15 protein-coding genes and 1 tRNA gene are annotated in these 15091 nt (G+C 68.7%); 9 read left to right on the plus strand and 7 right to left on the minus strand.

The features are described from left to right. Positions 1-39: 39 nt before the first annotated feature. From AC5Y43_RS08840 to AC5Y43_RS08850, 3 genes are all read left to right on the plus strand, one after another. A complete protein-coding gene (locus tag AC5Y43_RS08840) occupies positions 40-1095 on the plus strand; it encodes a poly-gamma-glutamate hydrolase family protein (RefSeq protein ID WP_499972194.1) in 1056 nt (351 codons plus the stop codon). A gap of 23 nt (positions 1096-1118) precedes the next feature. Beyond that, a complete protein-coding gene (locus AC5Y43_RS08845) occupies positions 1119-1943 on the plus strand; it encodes an LLM class F420-dependent oxidoreductase (RefSeq protein ID WP_499971584.1) in 825 nt (274 codons plus the stop codon). A 42-nt stretch (positions 1944-1985) separates the two neighbouring features. Further along, positions 1986-2058 (plus strand) — tRNA-Arg (locus AC5Y43_RS08850). A gap of 238 nt (positions 2059-2296) precedes the next feature. On the opposite strand, the gene AC5Y43_RS08855 is transcribed toward AC5Y43_RS08850, so the two are convergent. The 3 genes from AC5Y43_RS08855 to AC5Y43_RS08865 all read right to left on the minus strand — a co-directional run bounded on the left by AC5Y43_RS08855 (position 2297) and on the right by AC5Y43_RS08865 (position 5220). Then, positions 2297-2584, minus strand: a complete 288-nt coding sequence (locus tag AC5Y43_RS08855; protein ID WP_499971585.1) for a hypothetical protein — start codon at positions 2582-2584, stop codon at positions 2297-2299. A gap of 81 nt (positions 2585-2665) precedes the next feature. Then, complete coding sequence (locus tag AC5Y43_RS08860; protein ID WP_499971587.1) at positions 2666-4174, minus strand: glycoside hydrolase family 183 protein; 1509 nt, start codon at positions 4172-4174, stop codon at positions 2666-2668. A gap of 179 nt (positions 4175-4353) precedes the next feature. Continuing rightward, on the minus strand, positions 4354-5220 hold the full coding sequence (locus AC5Y43_RS08865; protein WP_499971588.1) for a class I SAM-dependent methyltransferase: 867 nt from the start codon (positions 5218-5220) through the stop codon (positions 4354-4356). 206 nt (positions 5221-5426) lie between these two features. Between AC5Y43_RS08865 and AC5Y43_RS08870 the strand changes: the two genes are divergently transcribed. After that, positions 5427-6737: a cytochrome P450 gene (locus tag AC5Y43_RS08870; protein WP_499971590.1), complete on the plus strand. Its 1311-nt coding sequence runs from the start codon at positions 5427-5429 to the stop codon at positions 6735-6737. A 2-nt stretch (positions 6738-6739) separates the two neighbouring features. Continuing rightward, complete coding sequence (locus AC5Y43_RS08875; RefSeq protein WP_499971591.1) at positions 6740-8857, plus strand: Rv1355c family protein; 2118 nt, start codon at positions 6740-6742, stop codon at positions 8855-8857. Between the two features lies 1 nt (position 8858). Here AC5Y43_RS08875 and AC5Y43_RS08880 read toward each other — a convergent pair whose 3' ends face one another. Further along, positions 8859-9485: a TetR/AcrR family transcriptional regulator gene (locus AC5Y43_RS08880; protein ID WP_499971593.1), complete on the minus strand. Its 627-nt coding sequence runs from the start codon at positions 9483-9485 to the stop codon at positions 8859-8861. A gap of 132 nt (positions 9486-9617) precedes the next feature. On the opposite strand from AC5Y43_RS08880, the gene AC5Y43_RS08885 reads away from it, so the two are divergent. From AC5Y43_RS08885 to AC5Y43_RS08900, 4 genes are all read left to right on the plus strand, one after another. Beyond that, entirely contained in the window at positions 9618-10310 is a 693-nt protein-coding gene (locus AC5Y43_RS08885) for a dienelactone hydrolase family protein (protein ID WP_499971594.1), read from the plus strand. Positions 10311-10615: 305 nt separating this feature from the next. Continuing rightward, positions 10616-11851, plus strand: coding sequence for an acetyl-CoA acetyltransferase (locus AC5Y43_RS08890; protein WP_499971595.1), 1236 nt, complete (start codon positions 10616-10618; stop codon positions 11849-11851). 2 nt (positions 11852-11853) lie between these two features. Next, positions 11854-13368, plus strand: a complete 1515-nt coding sequence (locus AC5Y43_RS08895) for a carotenoid oxygenase family protein (RefSeq protein WP_499971597.1) — start codon at positions 11854-11856, stop codon at positions 13366-13368. Beyond that, a complete protein-coding gene (locus AC5Y43_RS08900; RefSeq protein WP_499971599.1) occupies positions 13365-13853 on the plus strand; it encodes a VOC family protein in 489 nt (162 codons plus the stop codon). The genes AC5Y43_RS08895 and AC5Y43_RS08900 overlap by 4 nt, the downstream gene beginning before the upstream one ends. Before the next feature lie 4 nt (positions 13854-13857). On the opposite strand, the gene AC5Y43_RS08905 is transcribed toward AC5Y43_RS08900, so the two are convergent. The 3 genes from AC5Y43_RS08905 to AC5Y43_RS08915 form a co-directional block, all read right to left on the minus strand. Continuing rightward, entirely contained in the window at positions 13858-14292 is a 435-nt protein-coding gene (locus AC5Y43_RS08905) for a hypothetical protein (protein WP_499971601.1), read from the minus strand. A gap of 127 nt (positions 14293-14419) precedes the next feature. Further along, positions 14420-14887 carry a type II toxin-antitoxin system Rv0910 family toxin gene (locus AC5Y43_RS08910; RefSeq protein WP_499971602.1) on the minus strand — a complete coding sequence of 156 codons (468 nt, stop codon included), beginning with the start codon at positions 14885-14887 and terminating at the stop codon, positions 14420-14422. A 4-nt stretch (positions 14888-14891) separates the two neighbouring features. Further along, positions 14892-15074: an antitoxin gene (locus AC5Y43_RS08915; RefSeq protein WP_499971604.1), complete on the minus strand. Its 183-nt coding sequence runs from the start codon at positions 15072-15074 to the stop codon at positions 14892-14894. Positions 15075-15091: the final 17 nt, after the last annotated feature.

Here is a 15091-nt window from a genome sequence, read left to right on the forward strand (position 1 = left end):
AGGATGGTCAGCGTCGTCATCCGTGGAACTTCTGCGGGGGTGCGGGCGCGCCGGCACCCCTATTTCGCGTATGGGTCGAATCTCTGTGTCAGGCAGATGGCGCTGCGCTGCCCCGACGCCGCGGATCCGCGCCCGGCGGTGCTCGCCGACCACGACTGGCTGATCAACCAGCGCGGCGTGGCCACCGTCGAGCCGTTCGACGGCAACCAGGTGCACGGGGTGCTCTGGCAAATCTCCGACGACGACCTGGCCGCGCTGGACAGCGCCGAGGGCGTGCCGGTGCGCTACCGGCGCGACGGGCTGACCGTGCACACCGGCGACGGCCCGTCGCCCGCCTGGGTCTACATCGACCACCGGGTGACCCCGGGACCACCCCGACCGGGTTATCTGCCCAAGATCATCGACGGCGCACTGCACCACGGGCTGCCGCAACGATGGATCGACTTCTTGCGCCGCTGGGATCCTGCGCGTTGGCCCCGCCCGCGTACGGCGACAAGCGCGGCGCCGCAATCACTTTCGGCGTTGCTGCGCGAACCCGGAGTGGCCGAGGAGAGCCGGCTGCGCTCGCGCTTCGGCTTTCTGGCCATCCACGGCGGCGGCCTGGAGGAGATGACCGACGTCATCGCCGAACGCGCCGCCGCGGCCGCCGGCGCGTCGGTTTACGCGCTGCGCCATCCCGACCGCTACCCTCACCACCTGCCGTCGGCCCGCTACCACCCGGACGAATCGGCGCGGCTGGCCGAGTTTCTCGATCACGTCGACGTCGCCGTCTCGCTGCACGGCTACGGCCGCGTCGGGCGCGGCACGCAGCTGCTCGCCGGGGGACGCAACCGCGCGCTGGCGGCCCACCTGGCCCGGCACATCCGGCTGACCGGCTATCAGGTGATCACCGACCTCGACGCCATCCCGCCGGAACTGCGGGGCCTGCATCCTGACAATCCCGTGAACCGGGTGCGCGACGGCGGGGCGCAGCTGGAGCTGTCGGTCCGCGTCCGGGGGATCAGCCCCCGCAGCCCGCTGCCGGGTAACGACGGCCTGTCGCCGGTCACCACCGCCCTGGTGCGATGCCTGGCGGCCGCTGCCCGTTCCTGGTAAGTGTTCTATCCGTCGAACGGAGGTTGTTGGTGGCCAAAGATTTTCGCTTCTCGATGAGCATGCGTTTCTTCAAGTCGCGCGAGCGGCTGGTGGAGAAGGTGAGGCGGGCCGAAGACCTCGGGTACGACATCCTTTGCGTGCCCGACCATCTCGGTGCGGCGGCGCCGTCCCCGACGCTGACCGCGGTCGCGATGGTGACCACGCGGATGAAGCTGAGCATGTATGTGCTCAACGCCGCTTTCTACAAGCCGGCCCTGCTCAGCCGGGACCTGCATGCCCTGGACCTGCTCAGCGGCGGCCGCCTCGAGATCGGGCTCGGCACCGGCTACGTCCGGGAAGAGTTCGAAGCCGCCGAGCTCCCCTACCCCAGTGCCGGCGCCCGCGTCGACCACCTCGAACACATGACCACCTACCTCAAGGAGCATCACCCCACGGCGCCGATCCTCATCGCAGGCAACGGCGACCGGGTCCTGACGCTGGCCGCCAAGCACGCCGACATCATCGGGCTGACCGGCGCCCGGGTGCGCGACGTCGACGACCCGCTGGCCGAGCGCATCGAGTTCGTCCGCACCGCCGCCGGGGCGCGGTTCGACTCGCTGGAGCTGAACATGGTCATCACGGCGATGCCACGCGAGGACGAGTCCACCCCCGACCTGAGGATGACGCGGGACTACGCGCCGGGGCTGTCCGACGAGCAGTTGCTGTCCATGCCGTCGGTGCTCACCGGGTCACCGGCCGAGATGGCCGACACGCTGCGCGGGCTGCGCGACAAGTACGGCCTGACCTCCTTCACCGTGCAGGACAACAACCTCGACGCGTTCGCGAAAGTCATCGCGGAGCTGCGGTGACCGGGTCACCGTGCGGTCACTCCCGGTAAGCTCGGCCCGTCCGCCCTCGTAGCTCAGGGGATAGAGCACGGCTCTCCTAAAGCCGGTGTCGCAGGTTCGAATCCTGCCGGGGGCACTTTCTCGGTGCACTTTCTCGGCGACGCCCCCGCATCTACTGTGAACTCACGGCCTCGGGAGTGAATGTAGGGCGAAATTTCGGCCCGGATACCGCCAACGCTTCACAATCGACGCCCACGCTTCACAATCGATAGCCGGGCTGAGCGGCGGCCCAGCGGGCGGCCAGGTGTGCTGTTTCGGCTGATGCTTGACAGCTGTGTCGGTTGATCCTTGACGAAGCGAACCGCCGTCCAACGTCAGCCCTCGGCCGCGTCGGCCGCTGCGAGCAACGCGATGGCCAACTTCCGCGCCTCTTCCGGCGCCATGATCGGGGTCTCGGGGCAGTCGATGATGATCTCGCGCAAGGCGTGCCCGTCCGCGTATTGCAGGCCGATCACTGATATCGCGATATCGGCGCGGCGCCCGCGGCCGGCGCCGTGCTGGATTCTCCACTCGGGGCCGTCGAATGCCCTGAGCAGTCCGCCGATGTTGTCCCATTCGCCGACGCAGGTCGCCTGGGCCGGCGGCGCAAGGTTCAGGTTCATATGTCCATGGTTTCCGTGATCACCACGCGCGGGCACGCGTAGTCCACTACTTCACTTGCCGGGCCATGCGCCAGGCGAGCCCTACGGCAGCACCGTGTGCATCAGCATCACGTCGTAGGCCGACCACAGCGACAGGTTGAAGTACAGGTCCCGGCCCGACGACCACGGGTGGATCATCGGCGCATAGATGCCGCCGGGCATCTGGAACGACGACACCAGCGGTTGCTCCCCACTCCACGGCCCCGTCGGGGTCGGGGCGGTGCGCGCCACCACGTCGTTGCTGCCGCCGTTGGTGTAGAGCACCAGGTACTGCTTGAGGTAGCTGTTGTACTGGGCCGACATCTCCCCCACCGGGCCCGGCCAAAGCGGCGTCGCCGCACCGGGATTGGCCGCGACCCAGTGCCCGCCGTTGTCGCCGTTCCAGTACTGGTACTTGGACAGGTCCGGCAGATAGTTCGGGGGGACCCGGGACAGGAACGCCGCGCCGCCGCGCCCCGACGGGGTCCCGAACTGATAGAGGTAACCGTCGTTACCCTTCATGAACGCGCCCATCTGGAAATTCTCGTTGCCGGGAGTGAACCCGACCCCCGGGATCGCATCCGCCGACGCGGTGCGAATGGTGCTGGGGAAGATCCCCCAGTTCTGGCCGTTGTCAACGGATCTCGCGATCGCCGAGTAGTTCGTCTGCCACTCCCCGTCGCGTCCCCACTGCCTGATGGACATGTAGCTCATGTACTGGGTTCGGCCGAGGGAGATGGCGGCGGTCGGGATGATGCCTGTCTCGTGCGGCGCCTTGTGGATGGTGTTGACGACCTGCTTGGACAGGCCGGTCGTCCACACCGGCGAGCCCGAGTATCGGTCGTTGGGCACGCCGTCGGCGATGTGGATTCCGCGGGACAGATCGCGGTCGGAACTGCGGAACAGCACGTTGTATCGCCATTGCTGGCCCTTGACCTTGCAATAGCCGAACGTGTCACCGAAGGCCATCAGGACCTGGTGGTTGGCGGGATCGCCGTTGTCCCAGGCGATCCCGAGGTCCGTCCCGGAGATACCGAAGCGCTGCAGGGTCTTGTTCGGGCCGTCGGTCCCGGTCACCCAGTCCACCAGCGACGTGGGCGCCCCGGCGATCGTGGCGGGCGGCGGCGGCTCCGGTTGCGGAGCCGGTTGGGGCGCCGGCTGCGGCGGAACCGCGGCCCCGTTGGGGTGCAGCGGGGCCGCGTTCGGACCCTGCTGCGGCACGCCCGGCACGGGCGGATTGGGCCCGGGTGGCGGAACGACGCCCGCTTGCGGTTGCACCGGCGCTGCGTAGCGCTGACCCCCCGCACCCGGCTTCAAAAAGGACGAGATCAGCGGACCCAACTTCGGCAGCGGCGCCTTGTCATTCGTATGCGAGGGCCGGCGCCCGGTAGGTGGCTGCACGACCGGCTGCGGCGCGGGCATCGCCGGCGGCGCGGCCGGCGGATCCACGTTTGCTTCGGGGGCGCCGCAAGGTGTGGCGTTCGCCGATGGAGCCGGGCCCATCGCCACGAGAAAGCCGACGGCGGTCACCGACACCACCGGTAGCGACAGGGCTCGGAAAATCGCCGTCAAGGTCACACCTTTCCAGGGGCGGGCCGTCGCATTGACGTCCGCGGTTGGCCTATGTGACGATAGTGATTCGCGTGGCTGGTGTGACCAGTGATCTGCGGATAGGTATGCATCCGTGACCGTGTCGCAACGCAGCGGTACCCCGCCGATTCGGGGCGTCGGCGCTGGTCACGAACCCCAACTCAGAACGGCTTGGCCGTGAACCCCCAGCGCAGCAAAGCGGCCTCGCGGCGGGCGTCCGCGGGCAGCGTCGCGGGGCGCGCGCCGGTGACGGGGCTGGGTTTGCCGCGCGCGCCGAACATCCAATACGCCTGCAGGTACGGCAGCGGCCGGGAATGGCCCGATTGCATGCCCTGAAGTCCGCTGGCCGCGAATTCGTTGCGCAGCTCCGCGATGGTGAACGCCGCCGCCTCGCTCGCGATCGCATCCTGGCGCAGGATCGCCGGCGAGTCCGGATCGACGCACTCCAACATGTTGGGGCAGGCCGCCGGGTCCCGCAGGCGCTGGAAGTCCGAGATCCAGACCGCCGCTCCGCTGCGGCGCTGCACGGCGGCGATTTGGCCCAGGGCACCGCGCAACACGCGGGAGTCCGGCAGTTGATGCAGCGTCCACATGCACGAAATCGCGTCCCATGCCCCGTTTGCAAGCCGCTCGGGCAGCGCCGTGATGTCGGCCTGAACCAGGTCGACGCGCTCGGCAAGGCCTTCGGCGTCGAACAGCTCGCGCGCCGTGCGCAGCATGTTGGGCGCCAGATCCACCGCGGTCGCCCGAACGTCGGGGCGCCGGCGCAGGACGGCGCTCAGCGCCCGGCCCGAACCCACGCCGAGGTCCAGCAGCCGCCCGCCGGCCGGCAGCAGCGCGTCGAGGCCGCGCGCGCACAGGTCGTACACCGCCCGCATGCCCGGGTTGGATCCGCCGCCGGTGTGGAACTGGGCGACCGACTCCGGGTCGTCCATGACCATCGGTTCCGGAGTTCGCTCGCGCCCCGCGCGGTGCAGCCGCTCGCGCAGGACGATCCCGGGCACCCGCCACATCGGCCGAATTGTCACCGAGCAACCTCTCTTGAGAGCCAGCGTTTCGCCCATGATCATGTCAGCGCGAGAGCTTTTGTCGCGCACGGCGGTCGGTAAGCTTCCACCCGCGCGGCCTTGTTCGACGGCGGCGCCGCCAATCCCAGGAGGCAGACGTGGTTCAGGCGCCAGTCGGGGGCGGTTTCGATGCACTGAAATCGCTACCTCTCCCGCCGGTGAACCCCATGGCTTTTCGTCAGCGCCTGCGGGCGGTGAAGGAATTCAGCACGGGGATGGAGCGGCTGCGTGACGCCGGCGGCCCGGTGACCTTGTTCACCCTGGGGCCGCGCTGGTTGATGCCGCCCATGGTGCTGGCAACGTCGCCGGGTGCCATTCGCGACATCTTGAGCACCAAAGACGCCTCGGTGGACAAGACGACGCCCGTGTTCGATCAGATGCGCCGGATCATCGGCGCCAACCTGGCCCTCCTGCCCTACGACCCGTGGAAGGCACGCCGGCGCACGCTGCAACCGGTGTTCACCAAAAAGCGCGTCGGCGAATTCGGCGGACATATGGCGCAGGCGGCGCAGGCGGTGCGCGAAGAGTGGGCCGACGACTCCGAAATCGACCTGGACGCCGAGTGCCGCACCCTCACGTTGCGCGCATTGGGGCGCTCGGTGCTCGGGCTCGACCTGGAGCAGCGCGCCGACGACGTCGCGGAGCCACTGCGGGTCGCGTTGACGTACGCGATCCGGCGGGCCACCCGCCCGTTGCGCGCCCCGCGCTGGCTGCCGACCCCCGCGCGCCACCGCGCCCGAGCGGCGAGCGCTAGACTCCACCGCCTGACGAACGACATCCTGCGCGAGTGTCGCGCCGATCCGGAAAGGGTCGCACCGCTCGTCCACGCGCTCATCGCCGCGGAGGATCCCGAAACGGGAAAACGGTTGTCCGACGCGGAGATTTGCGACGAGCTGATCATCTTCCTGTTCGCCGGCCACGACACCACCGCGACGACGTTGACCCACGCGCTGTGGGAGCTGGGGCGCCACCCCGAATTCCAGGACCGCGTCGCCGCGGAAGTCGCGGCCCTGCCGGACCGGCCGCTCACACCCGACGACATTCCACGGCTGGAGTACACCGTGCAGGTGATACGGGAGTCACTGCGCCTGTGCCCGCCTGCGCCGACCGGAACCCGAATGGCCTGCCAGGACGTCGAAGTCGGCGGCTACCGGGTGCCGAAAGGCACCATGCTGGTCGTCGGAAGAATGGCCGTGCAACGCGATCCGCGGCTGTGGGACGATCCGCTCACGTTCGATCCCGCTCGGTTCGGTCCGGAGAATTTCAAGGCCCTCGACCGCTGGCAGTACATCCCGTTCGGCGGCGGGCCGCGCTCGTGCATCGGCGATCATTTCGCGATGCTGGAAATTACGCTCGCCTTGGCGACAATCGTGCGCGGAGCCGAAATCCGCTCTCTCGACGGCGAATTCCCGCTCGCGCTGCATTTCACCATGATTGCCGGCGCCCCGATCCGTGCCCGCGTCCGGAGGCGTCGCTAGCCATGCCAACGGACACCACTGCCTATCGGGCGCGGATTCTCGACGTCGACGAGGCCGCCGACCGTGCCGAGCTGGAACAATTGCGGGCCGACCCCAGAGTGGAGTTCCTGGACCACTTCGACGCGCAACGTTCGGGCCTGCGCGCCCTGCGCCCGCCGCCCGGCCCCGACCTGTTGGACGAACCACCCAAGTGGGCCTACTACCCATGGCGGCGCAGCGTCGTCGCGGTGTTGGGCCCCAACGGTTTCCGGGCGCTGCGGCTCGATCGCAACCGAAACAACATCACCACCCGGGAGCAGGAACGGCTGGGCAAGCTCAACATCGGGGTCGCCGGTCTCAGCGTCGGCCACGTCATCGCCCACACCCTGGCCGCCCAGGGACTCGCCGGCCGGCTGCGGCTTGCCGACTTCGATCACCTCGAGCTGTCGAATCTGAATCGCGTGCCCGCCACCGTGTTTGACCTCGGGCTCAATAAAGCCCACGTGGCGGCGCGCAGAATCGCCGAACTCGACCCCTACCTCCCGGTCGATGTGTTCGACGCCGGGCTCACCGCCGACACCGTCGAGGCGTTCCTGGACGGACTGGACATCGTCGTCGAAGAGTGCGACTCGCTCGACATGAAGGCGTTGCTGCGCATCGGCGCCCGCGCCCGGCGCGTCCCCGTGCTGATGGCCACCAGCGACCGCGGCATCGTCGATGTCGAACGCTTCGATCACGAACCCGAGCGCCCGATACTGCACGGGGGGCTCGGTCAACTGGACATCGCGCTGCTGCCCGGCATGAGCAGCCGCGAAAAGATCCCCCACATGCTGCGTCACCTCGAGGCCGAACGCCTGTCGCCCCGGGCGGCGGCGTCGCTGATCGAGATCGACCGGTCGCTGTCGACCTGGCCCCAAATGGCCTCCGACGTCGTCGTGGGCGCCTCGGCACTGGCCGAAGCCGTGCGCCGGATCGGGCTGGGCGAAGACCTGAAATCCGGTCGGTGCCGCATCGACATCGGCAGCGCGCTCGACCGACTCGAGGAACCCGACATGGCGCAGCCCGGCCCGGCGACCGCGGCCCAGCGCACCCCGGAGCCGGTCGCCGACACTATCGTCGTCGCCGCGATGCGCGCGCCCTCCGGCGGAAACTCCCAGCCGTGGCATATCGTCGCGGAACCCACCCAGATCACGATCAGCGTTGCGCCCGAGCACACTTCGACCATGGACTCCGGTTTCCGGGGCAGCGCCGTCGCGTTGGGCGCGGCGATGTTCAACGTCAGGATCGCCGCCGCCGCCCGGCGGATGCTCGGCCCGGTGAGCTTCGCCGAGGACGCCAACGGATCCCCCCTGCGGGCGACGATGCAGTTCGACGGCGGCGACGACCCCGCCCTCGCCGATCTGTACGGACCGATGCTGGCCCGCGCGACCAACCGCCACCACGGCACGCCGCAACCACTGCGCACCGACACGATCGAGTTGCTCACCGCCGCCGCCGACCGCGAGGGGGCGCGCCTGCACCTACTCACCCAACAGGACGAGCTGGCCACTGCCGCAGCGATTTTCGCCGAGGCCGACCGCATTCGGTACCTGACACCGCGCCTGCACGCGGAGATGGTCTCGGAACTGCGCTGGCCCGGGGATCGCGACCCCGACACCGGTATCGACGTGCACACCCTCGAACTCGACGCCGGCGACCTGGCACTGCTCGGGGTGTTGCGCCGCCCGGAGGTCATGGCGCGGCTTGCCGAATGGAAAGCCGGAAGCGCGCTGGGCGACGACATGCGAGACCGCGTGCTCACCAGCTCCGCGCTGGCGGTCATCACCGTGACCGGACGCGACCTTCGCGACTACGCCCTGGGCGGGTCGGCGGTCGAGGCGGTGTGGATCCTGGCCCAGCGGGAAGGCCTGAGCGTCCAGCCGCTGTCACCGGTCTTCCTGCACGCGCAAACCAGATCCGATCTGCACGAGATGTCGGCTGCCTTCGCCGACGAATTGCACCAGCAGCAAAGCGATTTCGTGCGCCTTGCCGCGACGCGTCCGGACGAATCCGTTGTGCTGGTATTGCGGCTCACCGTGGCGCCGCCGGCGTCGGTGGCCAGCCGCCGCAGCCTGAGCCGGGTCGACATCCGGCGACGCTGACTCAGCGAAATTGGCCCTTCTGGATGAGGGCGGTGACGGCCTGGTCCCAGCGGTGCAATTCCTGGTCATCGAAAAGCGGCTTGCCCAGGTATCGCTCGATGTGCGGGCGCAGGATCAGCGCTCCGACCCGCAGGATCAGCGGGTTGAGCACCGCCCATTCGGCGTCGAGGTCGGGGCGGGTCAGGCCGTGCTCGGCGAAATGGTCGCGCTGCGCGGTGCTGATGCCGATGAGCCCGTCGAAGATCACCGATGCGACGGCGGCGCGTTCGGCGAGAGCGCGCCCCAGGTAGTCCATGACGAGCGGGTTTTCGGCCATGAGCGCGGTCAGGCGATTCCCGGCCTCGGCGAGCGCATCGGCCGGCAGCCCGGGCAACTCCGCTGACTCCAATCCATCGCTGAGGGTCTGCAGCACGTACTGATCGACGGCGGTGACCAGCGCGGCCTTGGTACCGAAGTAGTGCTGGACCAACCCGGTCGACACACCCGCGGCCTTGGCCACCTTCCCCAGCGAGGTCGCCGCAAACCCGTGGGCGGCGAAACTCTGCAGCGCAGCGTCGCGTATCCGCTCTTCGCGTGACGGCTCTGGCCGCGGTGGCGGCTCGTAAGCAAACAACCGCGGGCGGTCCATTCGTCGAGGATATGCCGCGCCGGGCCTTACATTTGTATGGCGGTACACTACGCACATATGGTGTGGCAATACGATTGCATCGCCGTCCTGCGCGCTTGCGCCTCCCTACCACCACAACGAGGGTGAGTCGCCTTGCCAGATATCACCTACCTGGCTCCTGACGGTTACCTCCCCGGCTACCTCGCGATCCCCGACGGCGACGGCCCGTGGCCTGCCGTCGTCGTCGTGCACGACGCCCTCGGTGTCACCGCGGACTTGAGACGCATCACCGACCGCGTGGCCCGCGAGGGCTACCTGGCACTGGCGCCGGACCTCTACTGGCGCAGCCCCAAATTCAACTGCCTCATCAGCACCGTTCGCGCACATTTCACCAGCACCGGGGCCGCCTACGACGACCTCGTCGCCTCCCGCAACCACCTCGTCGCCAACGACCGGTGCACCGGCAAAGTGGGGCTGGTCGGCTTCTGCATGGGCGCGGGATTCTGCCTGCAACTGGCGCCCCTCGGGCTGTTCGACGCGACCGCACCGGACTACGGGCTGATGGCCAGCAACGTCGAAGCGCTACAGCAATCGTGCCCGGTCGTGGCGAGTTTCGGCGGCGACGACCGCTTCGTCGCGCCCGGCACCGCCAGACTCGGAGCCGTGCTCACCGACGCTGACGTGCCGCGAGACGTCAAGGAGTACCCCAATGTGGGCCACGGCTTCATGAACGACGACCGCAACCCTGCGGTGGTTCGCACCATCGCGAACATGGGTTACTCGGAAGCCGAGGCCGAAGGCGCGTGGCAGCGGATCCTCACCTTTTTCGCCGAGCACCTCACTTAACATGTTGGCCGACAACGGGTTTGGGTGGCCGACAACCCGCCGGCGAACCGGGGCCGATGCGCCCCGGCGGGCACCACCCGGCCCCGCAGCTTGGGTGGGCGGCCGAGCAACATGTTTGTCGATGGCCGTCGGCGGCAATGTTGCAACAGAGGCGAGCGCGTCGGCCGGCCTTCGCGCTCGTCTAGGTCCCGTCGGTTCAGCCCGAGAGCCGACGGGGCCGCCCTCGCTTTCGGGCCCGCTACGGCAATCCGATCGCCTCGCGGATACGGGCAAACCGCCATGTCACCCAGGAGTACCGTGCCCCTATGGACGGCTCGACGGGCGTGTGGATACTGGGCGGCTACCAAAGCGATTTCGCCCGCAACCTCGCCAAAGAGGGCCTCGACTTCGCGTCGTTGACCGCTGAGGTCGTCGAGGGCACGCTCGCCGCGGCGAAGGTGGGCCCCGGCGAGATCGGCGTCGTGCACGTCGGCAATGCGTTCGGCGAGATGTTCGCCCGCCAGGGCCACCTGGGCGCCATGCCGGCCACGGTCTGCGACGGGCTCTGGGATACCCCGGCCTCGCGGCACGAGGCCGCGTGCGCGTCGGGCAGCGTGGCGGCGCTGTCGGCGATCGCCGACTTGCGCTCCGGCGCGTACGACACGGCGCTGGTGGTGGGGATCGAGCTGGAGAAGACCGTCCCCGGTGACACCGCCGCCCAGCACCTTGGTGCCGCCGCGTGGACTGGACACGAGGGCGACGGCGCTCGCTACCTGTGGCCGTCGATGTTCGCCGAGATCGCCGACGAGTACGACCGGCGCTTCGGCCTGGACGACACACACCTGCGGGCCATCGCGCAACTGAACTTCGCCAACGCGCGGCGCAACCCCCGCGCCCAGACGCGCGGGTGGACGGTCCCCGATCCCATCACCGACGACGACGCGGCCAACCCGGTCACCGAGGGCCGGCTGCGCCGCTTCGACTGCAGCCAGATGACCGACGGCGGCGCGGGCCTGGTTCTGGTCAACGACACCTACCTGCGCGACCACCCCGACGCGCGGCCGATGGGCCGCATCGACGGCTGGGGACATCGCACCGTCGGGCTGGGCCTGCGCCAGAAGCTGGACCGCGTCCGCGACGATCCCCGGGAGAATTATGTGCTGCCGCATGTGCGCTCGGCCGTCCTCGACGCCCTGCGCCGCGCCCGGATGACCCTCGACGACCTCGACGGGTTCGAGGTGCACGACTGCTTCACCCCCAGCGAATACCTGGCCATCGACCACATCGGGCTGACCGGACCGGGCGAGTCGTGGAAGGCCATCGAAAACGGCGAGCTTGAGATCGGCGGCCGGCTGCCGATCAATCCCAGCGGCGGGCTGATCGGCGGCGGCCACCCCGTGGGGGCTTCCGGCGTGCGGATGCTGCTCGATGCGGCCAGGCAGGTCAGCGGCGGCGCCGGCGACTACCAGGTCGAGGACGCGCGGCGGTTCGGCACCCTGAACTTCGGCGGCAGCACCGCCACCACCGTCAGCTTCGTCGTGGGCGCAACCGAGGGTTCGTGACCATGGATGTTCAGATCGTCGGCAAGTTCCTGTCCACCCTGCCCGAGGACGACGACCATCCCTACCGCACCGGCCCCTGGCAGCCCCAGACCACCGAGTGGGACGCCGACGACCTGATCGCCGTCGAAGGCGAAATCCCCCACGATCTCGACGGCGTCTACCTGCGCAACACCGAGAACCCGCTGCACCCGGCCTTCCAGACCTATCACCCGTTCGACGGTGACGGCATGGTGCACGTGGTCGGCTTCCGCGACGGAAAAGCCTTCTACCGCAACCGCTTTGTCCGCACGGACGGATTCCTGGCGGAGAACGAGGCCGGCGAGCCGCTGTGGCCCGGACTGGCCGAGCCCGTTCAGCTGGCCAAACGGGAACGGGGCTGGGGCGCCCGCACCCGGATGAAGGACGCGTCGAGCACCGACGTCATCGTCCACCGGGGCGTCGCGCTCACCAGCTTCTACCAGTGCGGCGACCTGTACCGGGTCGACCCGTACTCGGCCGACACGATCGGCAAGGCGAGCTGGAACGGGCGATTCCCCGTCGACTGGGGCGTGTCGGCGCACGCGAAGGTCGACGGCAAAACCGGCGAGCTGCTGTTCTTCAACTACAGCAAGCAGGAACCGTACCTGCGCTACGGCGTGGTCGACGAAAGCGACGACCTGGTGCACTACGTCGACGTCCCGCTGCCCGGGCCGCGGTTGCCGCACGACATGGCGTTCACCGAAAACTACGTGGTTCTCAACGATTTCCCGTTGTTCTGGGATCCGCGGCTGCTCGAGCACGACGTACACCTGCCGCGGTTCTACCCCGACATCCCGTCGCGCTTCGCGGTGCTGCCGCGCCGGGGCGCAACCGAGGACATCCGCTGGTTCGAGGCGGACCCGACCTTCGTGCTGCATTTCGTCAACGCCTACGAAGACGGCGACGAGATCGTGCTCGACGGCTTCTTCGAGGGCGACCCCCAGCCGCTGGACGCCGGGGGAACGAAGTGGGACAAGCTTTTTCGCTTCCTGGCGCTGGATCGCCTGCAGACCCGGTTGCACCGGTGGCGATTTAACCTGGTCACCGGTGCGGTGAAAGAGCAGCGGCTCTCGGAGTCCATCACCGAGTTCGGCGCCATCAATCCCGACTACGCCACGCGCGGCCACCGCTACACCTACGCCGCGACCGGCAAGCCGGGCTGGTTTTTGTTCGACGGCCTGGTCAAGCACGACGTGCTCACGGGCGGCCAGGAGTCCATCGCGTTCGGCGACGGCGTCTACGGGAGCGAGACCGCGATGGCGCCACGGGTCGGCGCGACCGGTGAGGACGACGGCTACCTGGTCACCCTCACCACCGACATGAACGCCGACGCCTCCTACTGCTTGGTCTTCGACGCCGCCCGCATCGGCGACGGCCCGGTGTGCAAACTTCAACTGCCGGAACGTATTTCCAGCGGCACGCATGCCACCTGGGCTTCCGGGAGCCAGCTGCGGCGCTGGCACACCGCGGAGTCGGCGGCCGGCGCGATCGGGCTGTGACCGTGTACCCGAGTTCGGGGCGCCGTAATACGCATTGGCCCGCGCAGTTGGCGTCGATCGGCGCCATCCGCTTTGCCCGGCGCACATCGAACTTCGCGGAAACGGTGCGGTTCTACCGCGAGCTGGTGGGGCTGCCGCTCTACGAGACCTTCGAGGCCAGCTACGGCAGCAACGGTGCCATCTTCGGCCTGCCCAGCTGGAACCTGACGCTCGAGATCGTCGAGTCGGCCGAGCCCGTCGCCGACGACCAGCACGAGCAGCTGTGCCTGTATTTTCCCGATCAGCAGGCGCAGCGGGCGGCCACCGAACGCCTTCGTGCCGCCGGCCTGGACCCGGTGGCGCAGCACCCGTACTGGGCGGCGACCGGCGCGGTCACCTATCGCGACCCGGACGGCCGCGAAGTCGTGCTCGCGCCCTTCGTGTTCGGCGTCAACGAGCCCGAGGGCAGCGGCACGTCGGGCCGGCACGAGTTCCCGTCGGCGTGAGACCTCACCGGCCCGTCCGGCCGGAAGCCAGCGCGGCGATTACCGCCGCGACCGAGCACGCCACCGCGCAGGCCGCGCCCACGGCACCGACGTAGAGGCCGTATTCGGCAGATACCTGCGGGTTGACGTTGAGGTTGTAGTACCACACCGTGAGCCCCGCGATCAGCAGCGAAACCACCAGCGCCGCAACCGAAGCGAGTCGCACAGACAGGCCGCGGCCCACCATCGCCCCGGCCACCAGCAGCGTCGAGGACAGCAACACGATGAGCTGTCCCGCGCCGAATCCCCTCGGTAGTTCCAGGTTGCCGTGCGTGCCCCCGATCGCGCTGGCCCAGCCCCCGCCGTTGACCGCCGTCGTCAGCCACGGCAGCCACGTGCTGGCCGAGATGAGCAGCGCGAAAAACGCCACCAACCAACCAGGACGCGGCCGCCACATCATGATTGCGAGATTAGCCGACCTGGGCCGTCGCCCGTGCGTCCCTCGCGGGCCGAGGGCGTATGTGACCACCCGCCGCGCCGGTCCCCCGCCGGCTGGCGCCGACCCGAAAACTCATCGGCCGAGGTGATCAGCGGCCGCGATGCCCGTTCATACCGGGATCGGGCTTGGTGAACACGGTGACGAAATTCTGCAGCGATTGATTGATGTCGCCGCGCAGCGCGGCGGCGACGATCATCCCGATCGGACCGAACAGGGCCGGACCACCGAGGTGCACGTCGAAGCTGACCACGGAGCCGTCGTCCTTGGGCTGCACCTTGGCGATCAGCTTGACCTTGACCCCGCCGACGCCATCGCCGTTGAGCGTCATGCCTTCCGGCGGCTTGTAGCGCACCACAGTCCACCTGATCCGGTTGTACATGCCCTTGACCTCGACGATCGACTCGACGACCGTCCCCTTGTCGATGTCGTCGGGCAACGTGCTGCGCCAGACCCGATGGATGGTCAGCCATTGGTTGTACCGGGACAGGTCGGAGGCGTACTTCCACGCCACCTCCGGGGGCAGCGGAACGTCGATGGATCCGGAGAGTTTTGCCATGCGTTCAGCCCTGCGGCTCCCCCTCGGCCGAGGCAGCCTTCTTGGCCTCTTCCTGCACCTTGTGGATGGTGTCGGAGTACTTGCCCTGCGTCTTGTCGTCGACGAATTCACCGGCCTTGTCGATCGCCATCCCGACCTTGTCGGCGTTCTGCGACAACAGATCTTTCGCTTTGTCCAGGAATCCCATGTTGCTGTCCTTCCCCG

This window comes from Mycobacterium sp. NGS57, assembly GCF_059812405.1.

Coding starts and splice junctions, on each gene's coding strand:
- AC5Y43_RS08910 (WP_499971602.1), bottom strand. CDS start 14,887: ATGGCAAAACTCTCCGGATCCATCGACGTTCCGCTGCCCCCGGAGGTG.
- AC5Y43_RS08895 (WP_499971597.1), top strand. CDS start 11,854: ATGGATGTTCAGATCGTCGGCAAGTTCCTGTCCACCCTGCCCGAGGAC.
- AC5Y43_RS08905 (WP_499971601.1), bottom strand. CDS start 14,292: ATGATGTGGCGGCCGCGTCCTGGTTGGTTGGTGGCGTTTTTCGCGCTG.
- AC5Y43_RS08890 (WP_499971595.1), top strand. CDS start 10,616: ATGGACGGCTCGACGGGCGTGTGGATACTGGGCGGCTACCAAAGCGAT.
- AC5Y43_RS08880 (WP_499971593.1), bottom strand. CDS start 9,485: ATGGACCGCCCGCGGTTGTTTGCTTACGAGCCGCCACCGCGGCCAGAG.
- AC5Y43_RS08915 (WP_499971604.1), bottom strand. CDS start 15,074: ATGGGATTCCTGGACAAAGCGAAAGATCTGTTGTCGCAGAACGCCGAC.
- AC5Y43_RS08855 (WP_499971585.1), bottom strand. CDS start 2,584: ATGAACCTGAACCTTGCGCCGCCGGCCCAGGCGACCTGCGTCGGCGAA.
- AC5Y43_RS08870 (WP_499971590.1), top strand. CDS start 5,427: ATGGCTTTTCGTCAGCGCCTGCGGGCGGTGAAGGAATTCAGCACGGGG.
- AC5Y43_RS08875 (WP_499971591.1), top strand. CDS start 6,740: ATGCCAACGGACACCACTGCCTATCGGGCGCGGATTCTCGACGTCGAC.